Here is a 23485-nt window from a genome sequence, read left to right on the forward strand (position 1 = left end):
GTGTTGAGAGAGCGGTAGAATTTTCGCCCTGAAGATAGCGCTTTGCTATGGTGACTTTTGTATTGCGACTGTATTTGGACATGAAAAACCCCCAAAGTTGGTGTCCAACATTTGGGGGTCACTTCATAAAAGCGGTTTTTTTATTGTCACTACTTTTGAAAGGGTTCAAAAGAGGCGTTGAAAATCTCAACAGGCCGGGTAGTGATATCCAGACGGAATTGTCGGCTTATGCCTTCTTGAGGTAGGCTGCGACCAGTACGATATCCGTACCGTTAACCTTGCCTTCAATGTGCAATGGATTATCGGTCAGACGGATGTTTTTGACCAGCGTTCCCCGTTTCGCCGTAAAGCCAGCGCCTTTCACATCCAGATCCTTAATCAAAGTCACGCTGTCGCCGGCCAGTAGTTCTGTGCCATTGCTGTCAACGGTCTTAGGCGAGTCATCCTGACTCTCGGCAGGCAGCCCCGATTCTGCCCAGGCGCGAGTGTCATCTTCCATATACATCATGTCCAACAGTTCCTGTGGCCAGCCTTCGCCACGCAGACGGTGCAGCATACGATACGCCATCACTTGAACAGCCGGCACCGCTGACCACATGCTGTCGTTAAGGCAGCGCCAGTGATTGGAATCGGTCTGCTCAGGATGTTCGATTTGGGTTTTGCAGGTTTCGCATACTAGGATGGATTGTTCGGCACTGCCATCGCTAGGCGCTACTTCCAGCACGCTTAAGTGCTCGGTGGCACCGCATAGTTCGCATTTGGAACCGCTACGTTCCATCAATGTTTGTTCAATACTCATTTTCTTACCTCTAAAACGTCAAATTACATTTAATTTGAGCGGGTATTATCACCGATATGCAGCGTGCATAGGGAGAATTTGGGTAAAAACCATCCTACTGTGTTGAATTGCGGCGAATTCCGTCTTGTTAGCGTATTTTGTCCTGTTGCAGGCAAGGCCGTAAAAATGCTTAAAGTGTGCGGCACCGTGCTTTTTTTTTGAAAGCCTTGCCGTTAGAATAAACGTAATCGATTTGCGTTTATTTTGGGTATTTTGTTACTCTATTGCAGATCGGCCGATTGCCAACGATGGCCAATTTATCCGCTTCGATTAACGCATCCAATGGATCATGATATAGTTTGAATGGCCTTTTGTAACTGTCCGTACGACCCGAGTGTCGATTATTTTGCCGTATTGGGTGTGCACCAGCAAGCGTGTTCACAGACGGTCAAGCAGGCCTATCGCAGACTGGCACGGCGTTACCATCCTGATGTTTCCAAAATCCATGATGCGCAGCGCAAGTTCCAGGAGATTGCTGAAGCTTATGAAATTCTCAGCAAATACCGCGATGCGTATTGGCGTGATTTCCAAACTTCGCAAACACCCTATGCCTACAAGGCACACACCAAGCGTTCTCATGATAACGCCGAGGCGCCGGCAGCTAAAGAGACTGCTTCCGAACACAACTCCTCCTTCTACTCCAATACTTACCGACATCAAAAGCCGATCGACGGCAAGGACCGTGTGATTACCTATCCGCTGACGCTGCGTTATGCGATCCGACTGCTGCGTTTGGGTTCGTTCTATATCCCCGGTTTGAAAGTACGCATGAAATTCACCCGCGAAGCGCTGATGGGCAAAACCTTCCGTCTTGCGGGCAAGGGCTATAGCGGCCTGTTCGGCGGCAAGCCCGGCGATTTTCTGGTGCGTTTCAATATCAAGCAGGAAAGTCTTAAATGGCAGCTGAAAGGTGCCGATCTGTACGGCGTTTTTCAGGTCGCCAGACCGCTGCTGGTCGCGGGCAAACAGATCCGCCTGGAAGCGCCAAGCGGTTCCTGTATGGTGGAGGTGCCGGCCAATTATTCGCCGGACGATTTTATCCGTATTGAAAATATGGGACTGCCACCGGATGAACAGGCGCAGGCCGGGCACCTTTACGCGCGCCTGATCGCAGCGTGATGCCAGCCTGGCGGCCAGTAAAGCGTCTATTGGCGTTTCTCCGTTGCGTGTATTGTTTTCCCGTCCTATCTTGAAAAGGCTACAATAGCCCATATCAAAGTATCGTTTATTAAGTGAATTAAAAAAGATTGAACTATGCCGCACAGTCAGGATTTTGATGACGGTAACCTATTGCTGGATACCGCTAAACCCAAAGTGAAACCACCCAAGCGCTATCAGGTGGTGCTGTTGAATGATGATTACACACCTATGGATTTTGTAGTGGAGGTGCTCATGCATTTCTTCGGCATGGACGAAGCCAAAGCCAATACGGTCATGCTGGCTGTCCACCATCAGGGAAAAGGCGTGTGCGGCGTTTACAGTCGCGAAGTGGCGGAAATGAAGGTCTATCAGGTTAACCGTTATTCGCGCGAACATAAATACCCGCTGATGTGTCAGCTAGAGGTGGTCTAAGGTGTTAAGTAAAGAATTGCAAATGACGTTGAGCAACGCCTTCAGCGTGGCTCACGAATATGAACACGAGTTTGTGACCTTGGAGCACTTGCTGTTGGAGCTGCTGGCGTTGCCCGATGTGCAGGATGTGCTGCGTGCCTGCGGCGCCAGCGTCGAAAAAATCGAAGAGGGGCTGGAGAAGTTTCTGGAAACCGAAATGGTCAGTCGCCGTCCTGACGAGTTACAGCCGACCATGAGTTTTCAGCGCGTGATTGAGCGTGCCATTTATCTGGTGCAATCCAATGGCTATCCGGAAGTGACCGGTCTGCATGTATTGGCGTCATTGTTTTCAGAGCAGGATTCGCAGGCCGTTTATCTGCTTGAGAGTAACGGCGTGGATCGCGTCGATGTGCTGAGTTATATCTCGCATGGCGTTACGGCGAGCGACAGCAGCGACTTTCTGCCCGGCGCGCAAAGCGGTGCCAATGAAGAGAGTGAAAAAGGCGAAGGCTCGGAGAAGAAAAGCGCGCTGGAATCCTATGCGCATAATCTCAATTTGGCGGTCAAAGAGGGCAAGATCGACCCGATTATCGGGCGCGATTGGGAGTTGCAGCGTGTCTTGGAGATTCTGAGCCGCCGTCGCAAGAACAATCCCTTACTGGTCGGTGAACCGGGCGTGGGCAAAACCGCCGTGGCCGAAGGTTTGGCTTACCGCATCGTGCATCATGATGTGCCGGAGCAGTTGGAAAATGCCGTGGTGTTCAGTTTGGATATGGGCGCTCTGCTTGCCGGTACGCGTTACCGGGGAGATTTCGAAAAGCGTTTCAAAGCGTTGCTGAACGAGCTGGAACAGCACGAACATGCCATTCTGTTTATCGACGAGATTCATACCATTATCGGCGCCGGGGCGGTGCAGGGCGGGGCGATGGATGCCTCCAACCTGATGAAGCCGGCCTTGGCTTCCGGCAAATTGCGTTGCATGGGCGCGACCACTTATGAAGAGCATCGCGGCATTTTTGAAAAAGACCGCGCCTTGGCGCGCCGTTTTCAAAAAGTCGATGTTAAAGAGCCGAGCATTCAGGACGCCTATGAGATTCTCAAAGGCCTGAAAGATAAGTATGAAGAACATCATCATGTCAAATACACGCTGCCGGCATTAAAAGAGGCGGTGGCGTTGTCGGCGCGTTATATCACCGACCGTCATCTGCCCGACAAGGCGATTGATGTGATTGACGAGGCCGGCGCCAAACAGGCGCTTTTGCCGGCCAGCAAACGCAAAAAGCAGATCGGTACGGCGGAGATTCAAGCGGTGGTGGCGAGTATTGCCCGTATTCCGGTGTCGCAGATCACCCAGAAAGAGCGGGATACGCTACAGGATTTGGCGGGCAGTTTGAAACGTGTAGTGTTCGGGCAGGATCATGCCGTCGAACAGCTGGTCTCGGCAATCAAGCTGGCGCGTTCCGGCTTGAGCGATCCGAACAAGCCGAGTGCGAGCTTCTTGTTCGCCGGGCCGACCGGTGTTGGTAAAACCGAGCTGACGCAGCAGTTGGCGAAGCACCTTGGCGTGGAGATGATCCGTTTCGATATGTCCGAATACATGGAGCGTCATACGGTGTCGCGTCTGATCGGCGCACCGCCGGGCTATGTCGGGTTTGATCAGGGCGGCTTGTTGACAGAGGCCGTCAACAAGCAACCGCACGCGGTGCTGCTGCTCGATGAAATCGAAAAAGCCCACCCGGACGTATTCAATTTGCTGTTGCAGGTGATGGATCACGGCACCTTGACCGACAATAACGGCCGTAAAGCGGATTTCAGAAATGTCGTGCTGATTATGACCTCCAATGTGGGGGCCGAACAGATGGCGCGTGCCAGTATGGGCTTTACCTTGCAGGATCATACGCTGGATTTTGAAGCGGAACTGAAAAAGGTGTTTACGCCGGAGTTCCGCAACCGTCTGGACGGCATTATCCAGTTTAACCGTTTGTCGGAGGCCTCGATGGTCTCGGTGGTGAATAAGTTTATCTATGCGCTGGAGCAGACTCTGCTGGAGAAAAAGGTGGCGTTGACGGTGACCGATGCGGCGCGTGAATGGCTGGCCAAACACGGTTACGATCCGTTGATGGGCGCGCGTCCGATGGCGCGTCTGATTCAGAATAAGGTCAAGCAGCCGTTAGCCGACAAGCTGTTGTTCGGCGAGTTGCAGCATGGCGGTCATATCGAAATCGATTGCCGCGAGGATGCGTTGGTTTTTAATCTGGTCTGATAAAGAAGCCCTCGATTGAGGGCTTTTTTATGCGGATATCATCCCTAAAAATCATCCCTAAAAACCATCTCAAAAATCGTTCATAAAAAAACCGCCAGAAGGCGGTTTTTTTTAACTTACGGCAATAATAAATAAACCGAGTGGATTATTTACCACGGTAGGTGATACGGCCTTTTGTCAGGTCGTATGGTGTCAATTCCACTTTAACCGGGTCACCCGCCAAAATGCGGATGTAGTTTTTACGCATACGTCCGGAAATGTGCGCCAAAATGGTGTGACCATTTTCCAACTCTACTTTGAACATGGTGTTGGGCAGGGTTTCAACGACCACACCATCAAATTCAATTACGTCTTGTTTTGCCATAGGTTTAGGATAATCCTTAAAAATTTGCGCGGATTATACCAATTTATTGGTTATGTATCAAATAATTGTTGCGTATCGCCGAAATTAACGCGCGGTAGTGCGACGGAATCACCGGGTTGGCTTCGCTATGGCGGCTGGCCAGCAACCAGGCAAATAAACGGTCTTCCGGTTCTGCCAGCAATTGTCTGAACAGCGAACGGGCGGTCTCATCCTCGGTCGCAGCGCGCGGGGCATAGGCCGAGAGCAGGAGCTCGCATTCCAGATTGCCGCGCTTGCACAGAAACAGCGTTTGTTTCAACCAGATCGTTGCTTGCATGGCGACCTGCCTTAATGTTCTTTAGCGATGCTGGCTTTCAAGGCCTGTATCGCCCGGCTGGGGTTCAAGCCTTTGGGACAGGCCGCAGTACAGTTTTGAATATGACGGCAGCGGAAGGTTTTCATCGGGTCGTCCAGCGACTGCAGACGTTCGCGGGTTTGAATGTCGCGCGAGTCGATCACAAAGCGCTGTGCGGCCATCAATGCGGCGGGGCCGAGGAATTGGTCCGGATTCCACCAGAACGAGGGGCAGCTGGTGGTGCAGCAGGCGCAGAGCACGCACTCATACAGGCCGTCGAGCTGCGCCCGTTCCGCCGGCGTTTGCAGATGTTCGTGTGCTTCACTGGGCGGCTTGGCCTGTAAAAAAGGCTGCGCCTCGGCATAGTGTTTATAGAAAAGCGTCATGTCGACAATCAGGTCTTTGATAATGGGCAGGCCGGGTAGCGGCTTGATGACAATCGGCGATTTGAGCGAAGCCAAAGGGGTGATGCAGCTCAAGCAGTTTTGGCCGTTGACGTTCATGCCGTCCGAACCGCACACGCCTTCCTGGCAGGAGGAGCGGAATGCCAGAGTGGGGTCTTGTTCGCGCAGTTTCAGCAGCGCATCCAGCAGCATGGTGCCGCCGTCCAGCTCCTGTTGATGCAGACGGTAGTGGCGGTCATGCGGTGCCGTGTCGGTTTCCGGATTGTAGCGGCTGATAATAAATTCCATGGTCACTCCGAGACTCAGTAGGTTCGTGCTGTGGGCGCAAAAGCGGCGTGATGTTTGGGGTGGAGGTTGACGGGTTTGTAATCCAAGCGATGTCCGGCGCTGAAATACAGGGTATGTCTGAGCCAGGCCGAATCATCGCGCTGCGGGTAATCGACACGGCTGTGGGCGCCGCGGCTTTCTGTGCGGTTGAGCGCGCTGTGCACCGTGGCAAAGGCGACGGCCAGCAGGTTCTCGAGCTCGTAAGCCGCCAATCTCTGCAGATTGAAAACCTGACTGTGGTCACTTAATGTGACTTGCTCAAGGCGCTGCTGCAACAGCAACAGTTGCTGCAAAGCGTGCTGCATGCTTGCCTGATTGCGGAACACGCCGCAGCCCATCTCCATGGTGTGTTGCAGCGCCTTGCGGATGGCAGCAAGTGTATCCGTGGAAGGGGCGGGATTTTGCCAGCGCGCAATGCGCTGTCTGACCGCATCCAGGCAGAGTGCGGTTTCCGGTGACCCGGCCTGTTGAGTTTTTTCGCGGCGATTTTGGTGCAGTTCGTGGCTGATGGTTTTAGCCGCTTCGCGCCCGAAAACCACAATATCCAGCAGCGAATTGCCCCCCAAACGATTCGCGCCGTGCACCGAGACACAGGCGCATTCGCCCACCGCGTAGAGCCCTTTGACAATCTGCTGCTCGCCATTTTCGTCGGGGGTCACGACGCGGCCGTGAATATCGGTCGGGATACCGCCCATCATATAGTGGCAGGTCGGAAAGACCGGCATGGGTTCAACCGCGGGGTCAACGCCCAGAAACGTCAGGCTGATGTCGCGTATGCCGGGCAGGCGCTGTTTGATGGTGGCGTCATCCAGATGGGTCAGGTCGAGCAGCACATAATCTTTGTTGGGGCCGCAACCGCGACCTTCCTTGACTTCGATGGCGATGGCGCGCGCTACCACATCGCGCGAGGCGAGGTCTTTGGCGTGCGGCGCGTAGCGTTGCATAAAATCTTCGCCAAGGCTGTTTTTAAGCACGCCGCCTTCACCGCGTACCGCTTCGGAGATCAACATGCCTTTGCCGGCCACGCCGGTAGGGTGGAATTGCCAGAATTCCATATCTTGCAGCGGCAGGCCGGCACGCAACACCATGCCCAGACCGTCGCCGGTATTGATGCTGGCATTGGTGTTGTTGCGGAAAACCTGTCCGGCGCCGCCGGTGGCAATCAAAATATGACGGCTTTGCAAAACGTGATAACGGCCGTCATGGATATTCATGACCATCAAACCGCCGATGTTGCCGTGCGTGTCTTTTAGCAGATCCAACGCATAGTATTCGTCAAAAAAACGCGTGCCGGCGTGCAGGTTCTGCTGGTAGAGCGAATGCAGAATGGCGTGCCCGGTACGGTCGGCGGCCGCGCAGGTGCGATGCGCCTGCTCCTGACCAAAATTGAGGTTCTGTCCGCCAAAGGCGCGCTGGTAGATTTTGCCGTTTTCCAGACGGGAGAAGGGCACGCCGAAATGTTCGAGTTCGCGCACAATGTCGGCGGCTTCGCGGCACATGAACTCGATGGCGTCCTGATCTCCGAGGAAATCGCTGCCCTTGATGGTGTCGTACATGTGCCATTCCCAGTTGTCTTCGGTGATATTACCGAGTGCGGCATTGATGCCGCCCTGCGCCGCTACGGTATGCGAGCGGGTGGGAAAGACCTTGGACACCACGGCGACCTGATGGCCGGCCAGGGTTAAAGCCAGTGCACTGCGCAAGCCCGCACCGCCGCCGCCCAGTATCAGGGCATCGAACGTATGGGTGTCCAGTTTCAGGTCGGTCAATGGAGAGGCGTGTTTCATAGCAGTATCCATCATAGCAGTATCCAGTAGAGCAAGAGCGCCAGATTGAGCATGACGGCAATCAGTAACCAGCGCAGGGCCTCGAGCCAGAGCGGGGTGCGTTGGCGCGGCGTGTAATCCAGAGTGATATCACGCAGGCCGACCCAGGCGTGGGTAATGACCAATAAAAGCGCGAGCAGATTCGGTATCACCCACCACGTCGTTGTTAAAGAGGCGATTAAGTTGTCGGCGGTGGTGGCGTGCGGCGTCAGCGTAATCCACAAGGCCAGAAGCGGCGTGTACAACAGCAGGTAAAAGGCGCTGATGCGTTGCCATCTGAAAGCGCGGTTGCCGGAAAGGCGGTGCAGCTGCATCAGACACCTCCCCAAACGGCATAGCAACTCAACAGGCTCAAAGCACTCCACACAACAAGCATGATGCGGCTAACGGTTTTACTGTTGATGGCAGCATAGTGTGCCGCTTGGGTGAAGTGTTCCGCCAACAGGTGGCGCAGTCCGGCCAGCCAGTGATAGCTGAGGCTGATCCAAAAGGTAGTGTGCAGACATTGCAGAATCCAGTGATCGCGGATCGCCTCCAGCGTTACCAGAGGGTGAAAGGTCAGCAGGTTCAGCAGCATCAGATAGCCGATCAGGCAGATCACCAGCAGCAAACCGGTAATGCGATGCAGTGCAGAGAGCCAGGCATTCAGCGGAAAATGAAAGCGCCGCAAACTCAGGTAAACGGGTCGGTTGCCGGGAAATTGATACATCAGCCCCTCATTGGAAATTCAGCGGTGGATGTTTCTCATTTTTACTGAAATGGCCGGACAGGTAAAGGGGCACAGACGAATTAAAGTCACGCAGCGCGGCCATTTGCCGGGGATTATTTGCCGGGGATGGGGCGCTTTGAGGTATTGCGCAGGGCTTGCTGGTAATAGCTGTGCGCAATGGCGGCTTCAACCCAGTCGATATCAAACTGCCATTTTCCCGGAGGAAGCGGCTGCTGAATTTGGTTTTGCAACAACCCCTCGAACAGTTGGCGCGAGATCAGTGTTGCGCCCATGCTTTTGAGGTGGGCGGTTTCGACCTGAGTGTCGATCAGTTTGAAGCCCCACGCCTTGAGCTGCATGGCGATGGCCACCAGCCCGATTTTGGAGGCATCCGCCTGATGGGAGAACATGGATTCGCCATAGAACATTTTGCCGATGGCCGTGCCGTAAAGGCCGCCGACGAGTTCACCTTGATGCCAGACTTCGACGGAGTGGGCATGGCCGGCCTGATGCAGCTGCGTGTAGGCTTTGATCATCGGGTCGCTGATCCAGGTGCCGTCCTGATCCTTGCGCTCGATTTGCGAGCAGTTTTGCATGACTTCGGTAAAGGCCTGGTCGAGCGTCACCTGATAATCCGCATCGGCGGCAATCTGCTTGATGGTTTTGCGCAGACTGCGGCGGATTTTAAGCTCGTCAATAAACAGCACGCAGCGCGGGTTGGGGGTCCACCACAAAATCGGTTCATCCGGATTGAACCACGGAAAAATGCCTTTGGAGTATGCCTGCAACAGCCATTCCTGTGTCAGATCGCCGCCAATCGCGAGCAAGCCGTCAGGTTCGTCAAGCGCCAGATCGCTGGGCGGGAAAAGAACGGGTTTGGGATCAAGCCAAAAAGGCATTTTTTTCATAGTGTTGCAGGAACTTGTTTGTGGGGCGGTTAAAAGTGGCATAAAGTTTATGGCATCTTTTCAACGCAGGCAAGGCGTAAGCCGTTAGAATATCTCAATTCGTTTGGATGCCGGTCATTATGGATAGCTGGCACCGTGCAGTTTGATTTCAGGATGGTTTTTTAGCAGTATGACCGCATTTGTTCATCTTCATGTTCATTCCGAATACTCCGTGGTTGACGGTACGCTTGGCATCAAGCCGCTGGTGGGTTTGGCGGGTAAAAATCAGCAGCCCGCACTGGCGTTGACCGACCGCAGCAATCTGTTTGCACTGGTCAAGTTCTACGGCGCGGCGATGGGCGCCGGCATCAAGCCGATTATCGGTTCCGAGGTGTGGCTGGAGGATGCGGATGGCTTGGTGTCGAAACTGGTGTTGCTGTGCCAGAATGAACAGGGTTATCTGAACCTTTCTCATCTGATTTCAATGAGTTATCTAAAAAACCAGAAGCTGCATGAGAACACCCTGTGCGCGATGATCAAGCGCGAGTGGCTGGTGGAGTTCAACGAGGGCTTGATTGTTTTATCCGCCGGACGTGAAGGCGATGTGGGCATGGCGATTCTGGCGCAGAAGCCCAATCTGGTCGCCAAACGCGCCCAGTGGTGGATGACGCATTTCAAAGACCGTTATTACCTGGAGCTCATCCGAACAGGCCGGCCTAATGAGGAAGCCTATATTGCCGGCGCGGTCGAAGTCGCGCAGCGTTACGAGATTCCGGTGGTGGCCACCAATGACGTGCGTTTTGCCGTGCCGGAGGATTTTGAGGCGCATGAGGTGCGCGTCTGTATTCACGACGGTTATGTGCTGGATGACCCGAACCGCCCCAAGCGTTATTCCGAAGAGCAGTATTTCCGCTCCAGCGAGGAGATGATTGCGCTGTTCGATGACATTCCCGAGGCCATCGAGAACACGGTCGAGATTGCCAAACGCTGTTCGTTGAGCCTGACACTCGGCACCTACTTCCTGCCGGATTTCCCGGTGCCGGAGGGCATGACCATCGACGAGTTCTTCGTCAAGGAAAGCCACAAGGGCTTGGATGAGCGTTTGCAGTTTTTGTTCGGCCACTTGGATGCCGCCGCCTTTGCAGAAAAACGCCAGTTCTATTACGAGCGTATTCAGTTCGAGCTCGACATCATTTTGCAGATGGGGTTCCCCGGTTACTTCCTGATCGTTGCCGACTTTATCCAGTGGGCCAAGAATCACCAGATTCCGGTAGGCCCCGGGCGTGGTTCGGGGGCGGGCTCGCTGGTGGCCTACGCGTTGAAAATCACCGATCTCGACCCGATTGAATACGACCTGCTGTTCGAACGTTTCCTGAACCCCGAACGTGTCTCCATGCCCGACTTTGACGTCGACTTCTGTATGGACCGCCGCGACGAGGTCATCGACTATGTGTCGCGCCATTACGGCCGCGATCATGTGTCGCAGATTGTGACCTTTGGTACTATGGCGGCCAAGGCGGTGGTGCGCGACGTCGGCCGTGTATTGGGTCTGGGCTACGGCGTGGTGGACGGCATCGCCAAACTGATTCCGAACGAGTTGGGCATCAAATTGAAAGATGCCATCGAAAAAGAAGAGGATCTGCAGGCCAAACGCGACAACGACGAGGATGCGCGCCAGTTGCTCGAATTGGCGCTGAAACTCGAAGGCACGGTGCGTAATACCGGCAAGCACGCCGGGGGCGTGGTCATCGGCCCGAAACCGTTGGATCACTTCTGTCCGGTATTGTCCGAAGCCGACGGTTCCAGCGTGGTGACGCAGCTCGACAAAAACGACGTGGAATATGCCGGCCTGGTCAAATTCGACTTCCTGGGACTGCGAACGCTCACCATTATCGACTGGGCGCTGCAGTCGATTAACGGCAATAAAAAACCGAATGAAGAGGGCTTTGTCGATATCGCCCGCATTCCGTTGGACGATCAGGCCACCTTTGAGCTTATCAAAACCGGTAAGACCACCGGCGTATTCCAGCTGGAATCGAGCGGTATGCAGAGTCTGATCGTGCGTCTGCGCCCCGACTGTTTCGAAGATATTATCGCGTTGGTGGCGCTGTTCCGCCCCGGTCCGCTGGAGTCGGGCATGGTGGACAACTTTATCGCGCGTAAGCACGGTCGTGAAAAAGTTTCCTATCCGGACGCGCAGTATCAGCACGAATCGCTGCAACCGATTCTGGAACCGACCTACGGGGTTATTCTCTATCAGGAACAGGTCATGCAGATCGCGCAGGTGCTGTCTGGTTATACCCTGGGTGGTGCCGACATGCTGCGCCGTGCGATGGGTAAAAAGAAACCCGAAGAGATGGCCAAAGAGCGCGGCAAGTTCGAGCAGGGCGCCATCAATAACGGCATTGACGGCAATTTGGCGATGAAAATCTTCGACCTGGTGGAGAAGTTCGCGGGGTACGGTTTCAACAAGTCGCACTCGGCCGCCTACGCCTTGGTTTCCTATCAGTCGGCGTGGCTCAAAACCCATTATCCGTCGGAATTTATGGCGGCGCAGATTTCCTCCGACATGGACAACACCGACAAGGTGGTGCACATGGTCAACGAATGTTACGCCATGGGGCTGGAGGTGCTGGCGCCGAATATCAACGCCGGTGAAATCCATTTCAAACCGGCCGGCAAGCGCACCATCAAATACGGCTTGGGGGCCATCAAAGGCGTGGGTGCGGCCGCGTTGGAAGGGGTGATTGAAGATCGCCGCGCCAACGGCCCATTTAGAGATCTGTTTGACTTTACCCTGCGCGTGGGCAAAAAAATCAACCGCCGTGTGCTCGAAGCGTTGATTCGCAGCGGCGCGCTGGATTGTCTGCACACCAACCGCAACGCCATGCTCGAAAGCGTGCCGATGGCCATGAAGCAGGCCGAACAGCAGCAAAAGAACGAAGATTTGGGGCAGACCGATCTGTTCGGCGACATGCTGTCGGTGGAAGAAACCGGTTCGTCGCAGTTGCTGGATGTGGCCGAAATGCCGCAAAAACAGCGCCTCAAAGGCGAAAAAGAGACGCTCGGTCTGTATATGACCGGTCATCCGATCGATATTTACCGTAAAGAGCTGGACCAGCTCGTCGGCACCACTTTGGCGAGTTTGCGACCCGAGAAGTGGAGCAAAAAATGGGTCGCCGGTCTGGTAGTGGGGCTGCGCGCCAAAATCACCAAGCGCGGGGATCGCATGGGCTTTATGGCGATTGACGACAAGACAGCGCGCCTGGAGGTCGTCATGCGTCCGGCGGTTTACGAGGCGATTCGCGAACAGATCAAGGAAGACATGGTGGTCATGGTGCACGGCGAAGTCAGTGAAGACACCTTTAATGGCGGCATCAAGCTGGATGCCGAACAAGTCGTGACATTGGCCGAAGCGCGCATTGAAAAAGCCCGCGCGCTCAAGCTGTTTGCCAATGCAGAAGAGCTTGACCAGCAGCGTCTGTATGATCTGAAAGTGTTGCTCGGCGCTTACCGTCGTGCGCAAGGTTTGCCGGTGGTGGTGGACTACCAGAATGACGTGGCGCATGTGCAGCTCAAGACCGGCGAAGGGCAATTCTATTTCCCCGAGGACGAACTGATTGAAGTCCTGCAAGCCCAAGGCTGGAAGCCGCAAGTGGTGATTTAGCGGTTTCGTTTAAAAATCGCCAAAAATTCTCAACAGGCCGGGTCAGAAGAACTTTTTACCCGGCCTGTTGAGTTTTTATGCGGCGTTTTTAGTCGTAGGTTTCCAGCAGACACTCTGCCAGCGGCGTGTAGATGGGGGAGTTATCCGTCAGTTCGCTTTGGTAGAGAGTGATGCGGTCGACATTGAGCCGGATATCGTCGAGATGTTTGAAGGCGGAAGGTACGCTGATCGGATTGAGAACGAGCGGAATCCGCCCCAGACTGATATGCGGGCGGAAGGCTTGTTGCGAGGCGGTGAAGCCGAGCGGTTTGACCTGTTCTTCAATTTCGCGCACGAGATATTGCAGCATAATGGTGGTTTCGACCTTGGCGATCAGGGTGTGCGCCTTCGCGGTCGTGGGGAAGGCTTCGATTTTCCTGATTTCGGCCTCGAAATAACTCATGCCTTCGGCAAACCAGTTTTTCATGGAATCCGCCACCGCGCGGATGCGTTCGGCTTCGACCTTGCCGCCCAGAAAATGCAGGGTGAGATGATAGTTTTCCGGCGGAAACCAGACAATGCGTTCGCCCCAGTCGGTCTGTTTGAGCTGGGCAACCAACGCGCTTAACTGTCGGGTGGTGTGCGGGTCAATGGGGATGGCTAGAAAGGCACGCATGTATTGGTCTTTGTTGCTGGTGTGGATGACGCCATTTTAGCGTGAATGTTGCGTTTGACCAATGGCGGGAATGGAAGTGATTCAACGCAAGAAAATCGTGGTTTTTGCTTTAACTTTGCGGTTTGGCAGGGTAAACTGCTGTCACATTAACGGCCGGGTTGTGTAGCCCTTATTTTTGCCGGTTTAAAAGCGGAGAATGAGGTTTTACTATTCTCCCGAATGCTAACAAGAGAGAGTGAATCCATGTCAAATATCGAATCGATCCTATCGGAAAATCGCGTTTTTGAAGCCAGTGATGCGATCAAGCAATCTGTTGCGATTAATGAAGCCAAACTGAAATCCATGCGAGAAGAAGCTGCCGCGGATTATGTGGGTTTCTGGTCTAAGTTAGCAAAAGAAAAACTGGTGTGGAACACGCCTTTCACGGTCGGTCTGGATGATTCGAATGCCCCGCATTACAAATGGTTTGACGACGGCGAGTTGAACGTTTCCTACAACTGTATCGACCGCCATCTGGCAACCAAGAGCGACAAGCTGGCGATTATTTTTGAAGGCGACCAGGGCGATGTCGAGCACTACACCTATAAAGAGTTGCACGACCAGGTTTGCCGTTTTGCGAACACGCTGACTGCCCAAGGTGTCCAGAAGGGCGACCGCGTTATTATCTATATGCCGATGATTCCGCAGGCGGTGATTGCGATGCAGGCGTGTGCGCGTATCGGTGCGATTCACTCGGTGGTGTTCGGCGGTTTCTCGGCCGAAGCCTTGCGCGACCGTATTATGGATGCCGGCGCCAAGCTGGTGATTACCACCAATGCTTCAAAGCGCGGCGGCAAGTCGATTCCGTTGAAATCGGCGGTGGACAAGGCGCTGGATCACGGTTGCGAGCACGTTAAAAAAGTGATCGTCTACCAGCGTACCGATGATGTGGTGCCGATGAAAGAAGGTCGCGATATCGACTGGATGGACGCTGAGGCGGGCATGAGCAACTACCACGATGCGGTGCCGGTCAATGCGGAGCACCCGCTGTTTCTGTTGTATACGTCGGGTTCGACCGGTAAGCCGAAAGGCGTGCAGCACAGCTCGGGCGGTTATCTGCTGAACGCGCATCTGACCAATGAATGGATGTTCGACCTGAACGACAAAGACGTTTTCTGGTGTACGGCCGACGTAGGCTGGATTACCGGCCACTCCTATGTGGCTTACGGCCCGCTGTCGGTAGGCGCGACTATGGTGATGTTTGAAGGCGTGCCGACCTATCCGGATGCCGGGCGTTTCTGGAAGGTGTGTCAGGATCACGGCGTGACGGTTTTCTATACCGCGCCGACGGCGATTCGCGCCCTGATGAAGTTCGGTGCCGATCTGCCTAGCCAGTATGATCTTTCAAAACTGCGCATTTTGGGGACGGTGGGCGAGCCGATCAACCCGGAAGCGTGGATGTGGTATTACGAAGTCATCGGCCAGAGCCGCTGCCCGATTATCGATACCTGGTGGCAGACCGAAACCGGTGCGCACATGATCGCACCTTTCCCGGTCACTCCTTTGAAACCGGGTTCCTGCACGCAGCCTTTGCCGGGCATTGATGCCGCCATTCTGGATGAGGAAGGCCACGAGTTGCAAAACAACGACGGCGGTCTGCTGGTGATTAAAAAGCCGTGGCCGTCGATGATCCGCACCATCTGGGGTGACGATCAGCGCTACAAAGATACTTATTTCCCGTTAAAAGGCGATAAAAACCAACACTATTACGTGGTGGGCGACAGCGCGCATAAGGATGCAGACGGCTATTTCTGGATTCTGGGGCGTGTTGACGATGTCTTGAACGTTTCCGGCCACCGTTTGGGGACAATGGAGATCGAATCGGCGCTGGTATCGCATCCTAAAGTCGCGGAAGCCGCGGTGGTTGGCCGTCCGCACGACGTCAAAGGCGAGGCGGTTGCGGCGTTTGTGGTGTTGAACGTCGATATTCCGCAGGGTGACGAGCGTAATGCGCTGGTGCAGGAGCTGCGTAACTGGGTGTCCGAAGAGATCGGGCCGATCGCCAAGCCGGATGATATCCGTTTCGGCACTAACCTGCCGAAAACGCGTTCAGGCAAGATCATGCGCCGCCTGCTGCGCACCATCGCCAAGGGCGAGGAGATTACGCAGGATACCTCGACTTTGGAGGATCCGACCATTCTGGAACAGTTTCAGAATAAATAAGCCGCTTAAGTCGGCTTGAAGAGAAAACCCGGATCGGCTCTTGTCGATTCGGGTTTTTTTATGGCTGGCGGAGCGCTACAGTGAACTTCCATACAAAGGGTAATAAGTATTTATGTTTAGAATAGAAGCAAGATTTCAAGTCGGATAAAGAATTCTTATTGTAAGTTTGTATGGGGAGCCGACATAATAGGGACGTTTGCCGATTCCAGGGCAAAGACTACTAAAAATATGACCTTTGAGAGGAGAATCACATTGGATCAGACTAAGATTGAGAAGATTAAAAGTCTTCCGCAGTATCATCAGCTCGTGAAAGAGCGTACAAGCCTGGCTTGGAAGCTTTCGATTGCGATGTTGATTGTCTATTACGGCTATATTCTGCTGCTGGCGTTCGACCCGGCTTTCTTTACAACCATCGTGGCGGGTAACTACATTTCTATCGGCTTCCCGTTGGGTGTGGGGATTATTATTTTTGCGTTTTTGTTGACGGGTTACTACGTCAGAAAAGCCAATGCGGATTTTGACGAGCTGACGGCTCAAATCAAGAAAGAGGTTGAATAATGGGTACGATGATGAAAGCCTTATTTGGCCTGGCAGCCATGGCGGTAGCGCCGATGGTCTATGCGGCGGGCGTGGATGTAGCGGCACCGGCGGAGAAGGTCACCAACTGGTCGGCAATCGCCATGTTTGTAATGTTTGTTGGTTTGACGCTGTATATCACCTACTGGGCGGCACAGCGCACCAAGTCTGCTAAAGACTTCTATGCGGCCGGCGGCGGGATTACCGGTTTCCAGAACGGTTTGGCGATTGCCGGTGACTATATGTCTGCGGCGTCTTTCCTGGGGATTACCGGGATGGTGTACCTGAAAGGTTACGATGGTTTGATTTTTGCCATCGGCTTCTTGGTAGGCTGGCCGATTATCCTGTTCCTGATGTCTGAACGTCTGCGTAACCTGGGTAAATACACCTTTGCCGACGTGGCGGCTTACCGCTTCAAGCAAACGCCGATCCGTGTGTTGGCGGCGTTTGGCGGTATTGCAGTGGTTATCCTGTACCTGATCGCACAGATGGTCGGTGCCGGTAAGCTGATTGAATTGTTGTTCGGTCTGGACTTCAACTATGCCGTGGTATTGGTGGGTGTGCTGATTATCGCTTACGTGTCTTTCGGCGGGATGTTGGCGACGACTTGGGTGCAGATCATCAAAGCGGTGCTGTTGCTTTCCGGTTCGACGTTCATTGCGATTGCGGTTATGTACCAGATGGGCTTCTCGTTCGAAACTCTGTTCAAAACAGCGGTTGAAAACCGCGGCAACAACATGGATATCCTGTATTCAGGCGGTTTCGTATCCGACCCGATCAACGCGATTTCTCTGGGTATTGCCTTGATGTTCGGTACAGCCGGTCTGCCACACATCCTGATGCGATTCTTCACGGTACCGGATGCCAAAGAAGCACGTAAATCGGTATTCTACGCAACCGGTTTCATCGGTTACTTCTACATCCTGGCGTTCATTATCGGTTTCGGTGCGATCGCGTTGGTTGTGTCTGCCGAGTATATGGACGGTGCGAAGTTGATCGGCGGTAACAACATGGCGGCGATCCACTTGTCTCATGTTGTGGGTGGTGACTTCTTCCTGGGCTTTATCTCTGCCGTGGCGTTTGCAACGATTTTGGCGGTTGTTTCTGGTCTGACTTTGGCGGGTGCGTCTGCGTTGTCACACGACATCTATGCTAACGTCATCAACCCGAATGCGACTGAACAGCAAGAAACCAAAATCGCTAAAATGGCAACTTTGGTGATCGGCGGTTTGGCGATCCTGTTCGGTATCGGCTTTAAAGACCAGAACATCGCGTTCGTGGTGGCTTTGGCGTTCACGATTGCGGCATCGGCTAACTTCCCGGTATTGATCATGTCCATGTTCTGGAGTGGTATGACCACACGCGGTGCGGTCATCGGCGGCTGGTTGGGTCTGATCTCTGCGGTGGTGATGGTTGTGCTTGGTCCGGTTGTTTGGACGCAAATCCTGCAAATGGGCGAAGCGATCGTTCCTTATAAGTTCCCGGCGTTGTTCACGGTTATCATTGCATTCGTGGGTATCTGGTTCTTCTCGATCACCGACAAATCTGCCCGTGCTAAAGAAGACAAAGAAGGCTTTGAAGCACAGTTTATCCGTTCACAAACGGGTATCGGTGCGGAAGGTGCCTCTAGCCACTAAGTGGCAATGGTTTCCAAACTGACGTTTTAGCGAAAGTTTGGCGCCAAAAAAACTGAACAGGCCGGGTTGCGGTCTGTTCAGCAAATGAAAAGAAAGGGCTTTTAAGCCCTTTTTTTATCGCTAATGAAGCTATTTCAATAAAGAGACCGCTATGGCAATAGAACAGCAACAGCAGTTTTTGCAACAGATTGCACCTTTCAATGAGCTGGACGACAAGGCGTTACGATCATTGGCGCAGCAGTTGGATGTAGTGTATTTTCCGGTGAATGCACGGTTTTCGGTGGATTCAGGGGAAAATGCATTTGTCTATTTTGTTATCAAGGGGCATATCGCGGAGTTGGCCGACGAGTTGCCTGCAGACCTTGAGCACACGCAAAACAAGACGTGGCGCGCGCACTATGCAGTCCGCAGCTTTCTGGGAGAGCAGGCGGTTTTAAACCGCAAGCTCGGCGCGCAACACTTCAGTGTGCAGGAGGAGGCGATTCTCTACCGGCTGCCGGCATCAGCGTTTGCCGAGGCGTTGCAGCGTTATGCGGTGCTTAAGCAGTTTTTTGAGGCGAGTCTGGTTGAGCGTTTGAATGCCATGCATGCCAGCGCGCAAATGACGGCGTCCACCGAAGTGATGATGGATACGGTCTGTTCCGCACCGATACGCGCTCTGGTGGAAGTGGATGGGCAATGCACGCTGCAGGCCGCCGCGCAGCAGATGGTGGCGGCGCAAAGCGATGCCTGTGTGGTACGTTTGCCGGAAGAGTGCGAAGAGCGATTGGGAATCGTCACCTCCACCGATCTTTTGCGTGCCCTGGCATCAACCGAATTCGATCCGCAGACAGCGGTGTGGAAGCTGGCGAACTGGCCATTGGTCAGCGTGCATGAGTTCGATTACCTCTTTAATGCGCTCTTGAAAATCACCCGTCATCGGATCGACCGTCTGGTGGTACGTTCCGATAACGGTTTGCGCGGGTTTTTGACCCAGAAAGACCTGATGGGCCTGTTTGCCAACCAGTCTGGCTTGGCGCTGTTGAAAATTGAACAGGCCGGCTCCATTGCCGATTTCAAAGTCGTGGCCCAACAGATTGACGAACTGGTGGTGAATCTGCACCGCAAAGGCATTAAAACCCATTATATTGCCAAGCTGGTCAACGAACTGCATCGCAAACTGCTCGAAAAATTATGCGCGATGTTGTTGCCGGAAGACTTGCAGGATCGGGTGGCTTTGCTGGTGATGGGCAGCGAAGGCCGCTCCGAACAGGTGTTGCGTACCGATCAGGATAATGCGCTGATTTTTGACAGTGTGGACGACGCCGAGGTGGCTGCGCTGCAAGCCAGTATGCAACGCTTTACCGACGCCTTGGTGGAGATTGGCTTTCCGCCTTGTCCCGGCAAGATTATGGTGTCCAATCCAGTGTGGTGCCAGTCGGTTGAGGGTTTTAAAAACCAGCTTAAAACCTGGTTTGACCGGCCGACCGAAGAGGGGTTTATGCATTTGGCGATTTTTTACGATGCGCAGGTGGCCTTTGGGCAGTCTGGCTATCTGGAGCGTCTGCGCCAGCTGCTGTTTTCACGTTTGCACGACAATCCGATGTTTTTGCGCCATTTTGCCAAGTCGGCTTTGCAGTTTGACACCCCGATCGGCTTTTTCGGCGGGTTGAAGACCGATAATCAAGACGGTCATGCCCGTTTGGATTTGAAAAAGGGGGCCATTTTCCCGATCGTGCACGGAGTGCGGTGTTTGGCGATGGAGGCGGAGCTGGTGCAGACCAATACCCATTGGCGCATCAAGGCGTTGATGGACAAGGGCGTCTTGACCGAGGCGTTTGGCATCGAGCTGGGCGAAGCCTTGAACTATTTCAATGCGTTAAGATTGGAATCCATGTTGTACGCCAAGTCTCAGGGAGTCGAGTATGCAGCGTTGGATAATTCGCTGGATGTGCAGCGCTTGTCGCATTTGCAGCAGGATTTGCTGAAGCAGGCATTGTCGGTGGTGGAGCGTTTCAAGAAATTGCTGCAACGCCATTTTAAATTGCATGAGGTGATGTAGTGGCGCGGTGGCTGGACGATTTGGCCGGTGTTTTAAGCGCTTGGCGCAAGAAGCGTCAGTTTAAACGCCTGCGCGATCCGCGCTATGCGTTTCTGTTTACCGGAGAGGCGGAGACTGATACCTACATCTGTTTCGATTGCGAAACCACCGGGTTGAATCCCAAGGAGGATCGCATTGTCAGCCTCAGTGCCATCAAGATACGCGGCAATCAAGTGCTGACAAGCGAGGCGCTGAATCTGTTGATACCGCAAGACGCGGCGATCAGTGCGGAAAGTATCGTGGTGCATCGCATTCGCAATGCCGATTTGCACTCAGCAGCGCTAGGTGACGAAGAGGGCAATGTGGAGGTTTTGCCGGAGCGCGAAGCGATCGGGCGTTTTTTGGAGTTTATCGGCGCCCATCCGTTGGTGGGTTATTATCTCGAGTTTGATGTGGCGATGGTCAATCAGGTGGTGAAGCCGTGGCTGGGGGTGGAATTGCCTAATCGACGCATAGAGGTTTCCGAATTGTATTATCGCCAGCGTTTGAGCGAGTTGGAGCATGGTTTGGCGATGCCGAATATCGATCTGAAATTTGAAACGATTCTGCAGCGTCTGCAAATTCCCAATATCGGGCAGCATGATGCGTTTAGCGATGCCTTGATGACAGCATTGATTTTTCTTAAATTACAATCGCTTGTAAAATCTTCTTGAAGGCCGTACCCGGCCTGTTCAGTTTGAAAATAACGCAGATTAACCTTGACAAAACAGGTTGTTTTGGTTAGAGTTTGCGCAGATTTTTTAAAAGTTTTGCTTAAGGCGTTTAAATCTTCACTGCAAAGTGGGTTTTGGGGGCCTTAAATTTTAAAAAACCCCGTTTTTACGGGGTTTTTTGTTATTTAAAGATTGTTTTTACGCAAGATAATATCAATTTAGAGTTCAAGTTAAGCGGATCACAGCGTGCTATTAGAGAAAAAGTTAGAAGATTTGCTAGGGCCGACCATTGAAAGCATGGGGTTTGAGTTGTGGGCGGTGGAGTATGTACCGGCCGGCCGTCATTCTACCCTGCGCGTCTATGCCGACAAGGAAGGCGGCATTACGGTCGATGATTGTGCCGACATCAGTTATCAGATCGGATCGGTATTGGACGTGGAAGACCCGATTCAAGGGGCTTACCATCTGGAAGTTTCCTCCCCCGGACTGGATCGTGTGTTGAACAAGCCGTCGCATTTCCAGCGTTATATCGGTAAAGACGTACGCGTGCGTACGGCGGTTGCGGTGCTGGGCAGAAAACGTATTAACGGCACCATGACGCAGGCCAATGACGAAGGCATCGTGGTCGAGGTCGACGGCGAGTCTTTCGAGATTCCATACGATTTGATTGAAAAAGCCAACTTGGTCGTTGAGATTTAAGGAATCTCTGATTAATTCATGCAGGGTCGCGACGGCGGCGATTTGGAGCGCAGCACGCGACGTGGCGAACGTGGCATAACCTTGCTATGCGAGTGAGCCACAACAAAGGGATGCGCCAAAATTGCCCCGTCCCTTCGGGTTGTGGCTCGGAAGCGGCATCTGCCGTGTTGCGCTGTTTGACCATGGCTGGCCATGGTCTGCTCACCGCGCCTTGCATCTGCCGCTTGCGCGCCAGCAACGCGAGCACATGCATGATTTAATCAGAGATTCCATAACTGACATCCAAATTTATTTAGAGCGAGTGAATAATGAGCAAAGAAGTTTTAGCCGTTGTTGAAATCATGGCAAATGAAAAAGGTGTAGAGAAAGAGATTATTTTTGACGCAATCGAAACTGCGTTGGCGACTGCTACACGTCGCAGCCATGACGATGAATTGGATGCGCGCGTCGAAATCGACCGCCACACGGGTGATTACAAAACCTTCCGTCGCTGGGAAGTCATTCCTGACGATGTGATGATCGAAGATCACGTGGGTTGGTATATCCGTGAGATGGATGCGGTGGATGTCGATCCGCATATCGAAATCGGTCAATACATCGAAGAAGAGATCGACTCGATCGATTTCGGCCGTATCGGTGCGCAAACCGCCAAACAGGTCATTATTCAGAAAGTACGCGAAGCCGAGCGCAAGAAGATCGTTGACGAATACAGCAAACGCGTGGGTGAGATTCTGACAGGCCAGGTCAAGCGTATCGACCGCGGCGACGTCATTCTGGATATGGGCGACAACGTCGATGCCATTATTCCGCGCAGCGAGTTGATCAATCGCGAAACATTCCGCATCGGTGACCGTGTTCGCGCCTATTTGCAGGAAGTGACTTACCGTCCACGTGGCCCACAGCTGTTTATGTCGCGTGCCTGCAAAGCGATGCTGATGGAACTGTTCAAGATCGAAGTGCCAGAAATCAGCGATGACCTGATCGACATTATGAGCGCGGCGCGCGACGTCGGTTTCCGTGCCAAGGTGGCGGTACGCGCCAATGATCCGCGTCTGGATCCGATCGGTGCGTGCGTCGGTATGCGCGGCGGCCGTGTGCAGGCGGTGACTAACGAATTGAACGGTGAGCGTATTGACATCGTCTTGTGGGATGCCAACGATGCGCAGTTTGTTATCAACGCGATGGCGCCGGCCGAAATCAGCTCGATCATGGTGGACGAAGACCGTCATACCATGGATTTGGCGGTGGCGGACGAGCAGCTTTCGCAGGCGATCGGCAAGAACGGTCAGAACGTGCGTTTGGCGTCCGAACTGACCGGCTGGGAATTGAACGTTATGAGCCAGTCGGCGATGGCGGACAAACATGAAACCGAATCACGCGATCAGATCGACACCTTTGTGAACGCACTGGATGTCGACGAAGAGTTGGCAGGAGTGCTGGTGGCCGAAGGCTTTACCACACTGGAAGAAGTGGCTTACGTTCCGGCGGCGGAAATGCTGGATATCGAAGGGTTTGACGAAGACATCGTGGCGGAGTTGAAACAGCGCGCCAAAGATGCGCTGTTGACGCAAGCGATCGCCGACGAAGAGAAAGCGGCCTTGGCTGAGCCGGCGGAAGACCTGCTGGCACTGGAAGGCATGACCCCTGAAATAGCCAAACAATTGGCTTCCAAAGGCGTAATCACGCAGGAAGACTTGGCTGAGTTGGGTGTAGATGAACTATTGGAATACGTCGGATTGGATGAAGCTGCTGCAGGCGAGTTGATTTTGAAAGCGCGTGCACCATGGTTTGAATAAGAATTTAAAGGGAGAGT

The 23485-nt window shown here is 53.5% G+C and carries 20 protein-coding genes; 11 read left to right on the forward strand and 9 right to left on the reverse strand.

Features of this window, described 5'->3' with window-relative positions:
* Positions 1–226: 226 nt before the first annotated feature.
* The gene (locus HZ297_RS06885; protein WP_178862273.1) at positions 227–799 is read right to left on the reverse strand and encodes a PhnA domain-containing protein; all 573 of its coding nucleotides are present in this window, start codon (positions 797–799) and stop codon (positions 227–229) included.
* Positions 800–1141: 342 nt separating this feature from the next.
* Here HZ297_RS06885 and HZ297_RS06890 point away from each other — a divergent pair, with 342 nt between their 5' ends.
* The 3 genes from HZ297_RS06890 to clpA all read left to right on the forward strand — a co-directional run bounded on the left by HZ297_RS06890 (position 1142) and on the right by clpA (position 4652).
* Entirely contained in the window at positions 1142–1957 is an 816-nt protein-coding gene (locus HZ297_RS06890; RefSeq protein WP_178862274.1) for a DnaJ domain-containing protein, read from the forward strand.
* Between the two features lie 135 nt (positions 1958–2092).
* On the forward strand, positions 2093–2410 hold the full coding sequence (clpS, locus tag HZ297_RS06895; RefSeq protein WP_178862275.1) for an ATP-dependent Clp protease adapter ClpS: 318 nt from the start codon (positions 2093–2095) through the stop codon (positions 2408–2410).
* A gap of 1 nt (position 2411) precedes the next feature.
* Complete coding sequence (clpA, locus tag HZ297_RS06900; RefSeq protein WP_178862276.1) at positions 2412–4652, forward strand: ATP-dependent Clp protease ATP-binding subunit ClpA; 2241 nt, start codon at positions 2412–2414, stop codon at positions 4650–4652.
* 145 nt (positions 4653–4797) lie between these two features.
* On the opposite strand, the gene infA is transcribed toward clpA, so the two are convergent.
* The 7 genes from infA to aat all read right to left on the reverse strand — a co-directional run bounded on the left by infA (position 4798) and on the right by aat (position 9524).
* Positions 4798–5016: a translation initiation factor IF-1 gene (gene infA, locus HZ297_RS06905; RefSeq protein WP_178862277.1), complete on the reverse strand. Its 219-nt coding sequence runs from the start codon at positions 5014–5016 to the stop codon at positions 4798–4800.
* A gap of 43 nt (positions 5017–5059) precedes the next feature.
* Positions 5060–5332, reverse strand: a complete 273-nt coding sequence (locus HZ297_RS06910) for a succinate dehydrogenase assembly factor 2 (RefSeq protein WP_178862278.1) — start codon at positions 5330–5332, stop codon at positions 5060–5062.
* Between the two features lie 11 nt (positions 5333–5343).
* The gene (locus tag HZ297_RS06915; RefSeq protein ID WP_178862279.1) at positions 5344–6048 is read right to left on the reverse strand and encodes a succinate dehydrogenase iron-sulfur subunit; all 705 of its coding nucleotides are present in this window, start codon (positions 6046–6048) and stop codon (positions 5344–5346) included.
* Positions 6049–6056: 8 nt separating this feature from the next.
* Positions 6057–7841: a succinate dehydrogenase flavoprotein subunit gene (gene sdhA, locus HZ297_RS06920; RefSeq protein WP_439333573.1), complete on the reverse strand. Its 1785-nt coding sequence runs from the start codon at positions 7839–7841 to the stop codon at positions 6057–6059.
* Between the two features lie 38 nt (positions 7842–7879).
* Positions 7880–8221, reverse strand: coding sequence for a succinate dehydrogenase, hydrophobic membrane anchor protein (sdhD, locus tag HZ297_RS06925; protein WP_178862281.1), 342 nt, complete (start codon positions 8219–8221; stop codon positions 7880–7882).
* Entirely contained in the window at positions 8221–8616 is a 396-nt protein-coding gene (gene sdhC, locus HZ297_RS06930; RefSeq protein WP_178862282.1) for a succinate dehydrogenase, cytochrome b556 subunit, read from the reverse strand. The genes sdhD and sdhC overlap by 1 nt, the downstream gene beginning before the upstream one ends.
* A 113-nt stretch (positions 8617–8729) precedes the next feature.
* Positions 8730–9524: a leucyl/phenylalanyl-tRNA--protein transferase gene (gene aat / locus HZ297_RS06935; RefSeq protein WP_178862283.1), complete on the reverse strand. Its 795-nt coding sequence runs from the start codon at positions 9522–9524 to the stop codon at positions 8730–8732.
* 169 nt (positions 9525–9693) lie between these two features.
* Here aat and dnaE point away from each other — a divergent pair, with 169 nt between their 5' ends.
* Positions 9694–13170, forward strand: a complete 3477-nt coding sequence (gene dnaE / locus HZ297_RS06940) for a DNA polymerase III subunit alpha (RefSeq protein WP_178862284.1) — start codon at positions 9694–9696, stop codon at positions 13168–13170.
* Positions 13171–13258: 88 nt separating this feature from the next.
* On the opposite strand, the gene thpR is transcribed toward dnaE, so the two are convergent.
* On the reverse strand, positions 13259–13825 hold the full coding sequence (thpR, locus tag HZ297_RS06945; protein WP_178862285.1) for an RNA 2',3'-cyclic phosphodiesterase: 567 nt from the start codon (positions 13823–13825) through the stop codon (positions 13259–13261).
* A gap of 243 nt (positions 13826–14068) precedes the next feature.
* Here thpR and acs point away from each other — a divergent pair, with 243 nt between their 5' ends.
* From acs to nusA, 7 genes are all read left to right on the forward strand, one after another.
* Positions 14069–16027, forward strand: coding sequence for an acetate--CoA ligase (gene acs / locus HZ297_RS06950; protein ID WP_178862286.1), 1959 nt, complete (start codon positions 14069–14071; stop codon positions 16025–16027).
* 252 nt (positions 16028–16279) lie between these two features.
* The gene (locus HZ297_RS06955; protein ID WP_178862287.1) at positions 16280–16585 is read left to right on the forward strand and encodes a DUF485 domain-containing protein; all 306 of its coding nucleotides are present in this window, start codon (positions 16280–16282) and stop codon (positions 16583–16585) included.
* Complete coding sequence (locus HZ297_RS06960) at positions 16585–18240, forward strand: cation acetate symporter (RefSeq protein WP_218644569.1); 1656 nt, start codon at positions 16585–16587, stop codon at positions 18238–18240. Before HZ297_RS06955 ends, HZ297_RS06960 begins: the two co-directional genes overlap by 1 nt.
* 151 nt (positions 18241–18391) lie before the next feature.
* Positions 18392–20281, forward strand: a complete 1890-nt coding sequence (locus HZ297_RS06965; protein WP_178862288.1) for a DUF294 nucleotidyltransferase-like domain-containing protein — start codon at positions 18392–18394, stop codon at positions 20279–20281.
* Complete coding sequence (locus tag HZ297_RS06970; RefSeq protein WP_343034776.1) at positions 20281–20973, forward strand: 3'-5' exonuclease; 693 nt, start codon at positions 20281–20283, stop codon at positions 20971–20973. Before HZ297_RS06965 ends, HZ297_RS06970 begins: the two co-directional genes overlap by 1 nt.
* 246 nt (positions 20974–21219) lie before the next feature.
* Positions 21220–21672 (forward strand): ribosome maturation factor RimP, encoded by a 453-nt coding sequence (gene rimP / locus HZ297_RS06975; RefSeq protein WP_178862289.1) that lies wholly within the window; start codon positions 21220–21222, stop codon positions 21670–21672.
* Positions 21673–21980: 308 nt separating this feature from the next.
* Positions 21981–23468: a transcription termination factor NusA gene (gene nusA / locus HZ297_RS06980; protein WP_178862290.1), complete on the forward strand. Its 1488-nt coding sequence runs from the start codon at positions 21981–21983 to the stop codon at positions 23466–23468.
* Positions 23469–23485: the final 17 nt, after the last annotated feature.

The sequence above is a fragment of the Thiomicrorhabdus cannonii genome, from assembly GCF_013391695.1.
In the GTDB taxonomy this organism is placed as follows: domain Bacteria; phylum Pseudomonadota; class Gammaproteobacteria; order Thiomicrospirales; family Thiomicrospiraceae; genus Thiomicrorhabdus; species Thiomicrorhabdus cannonii.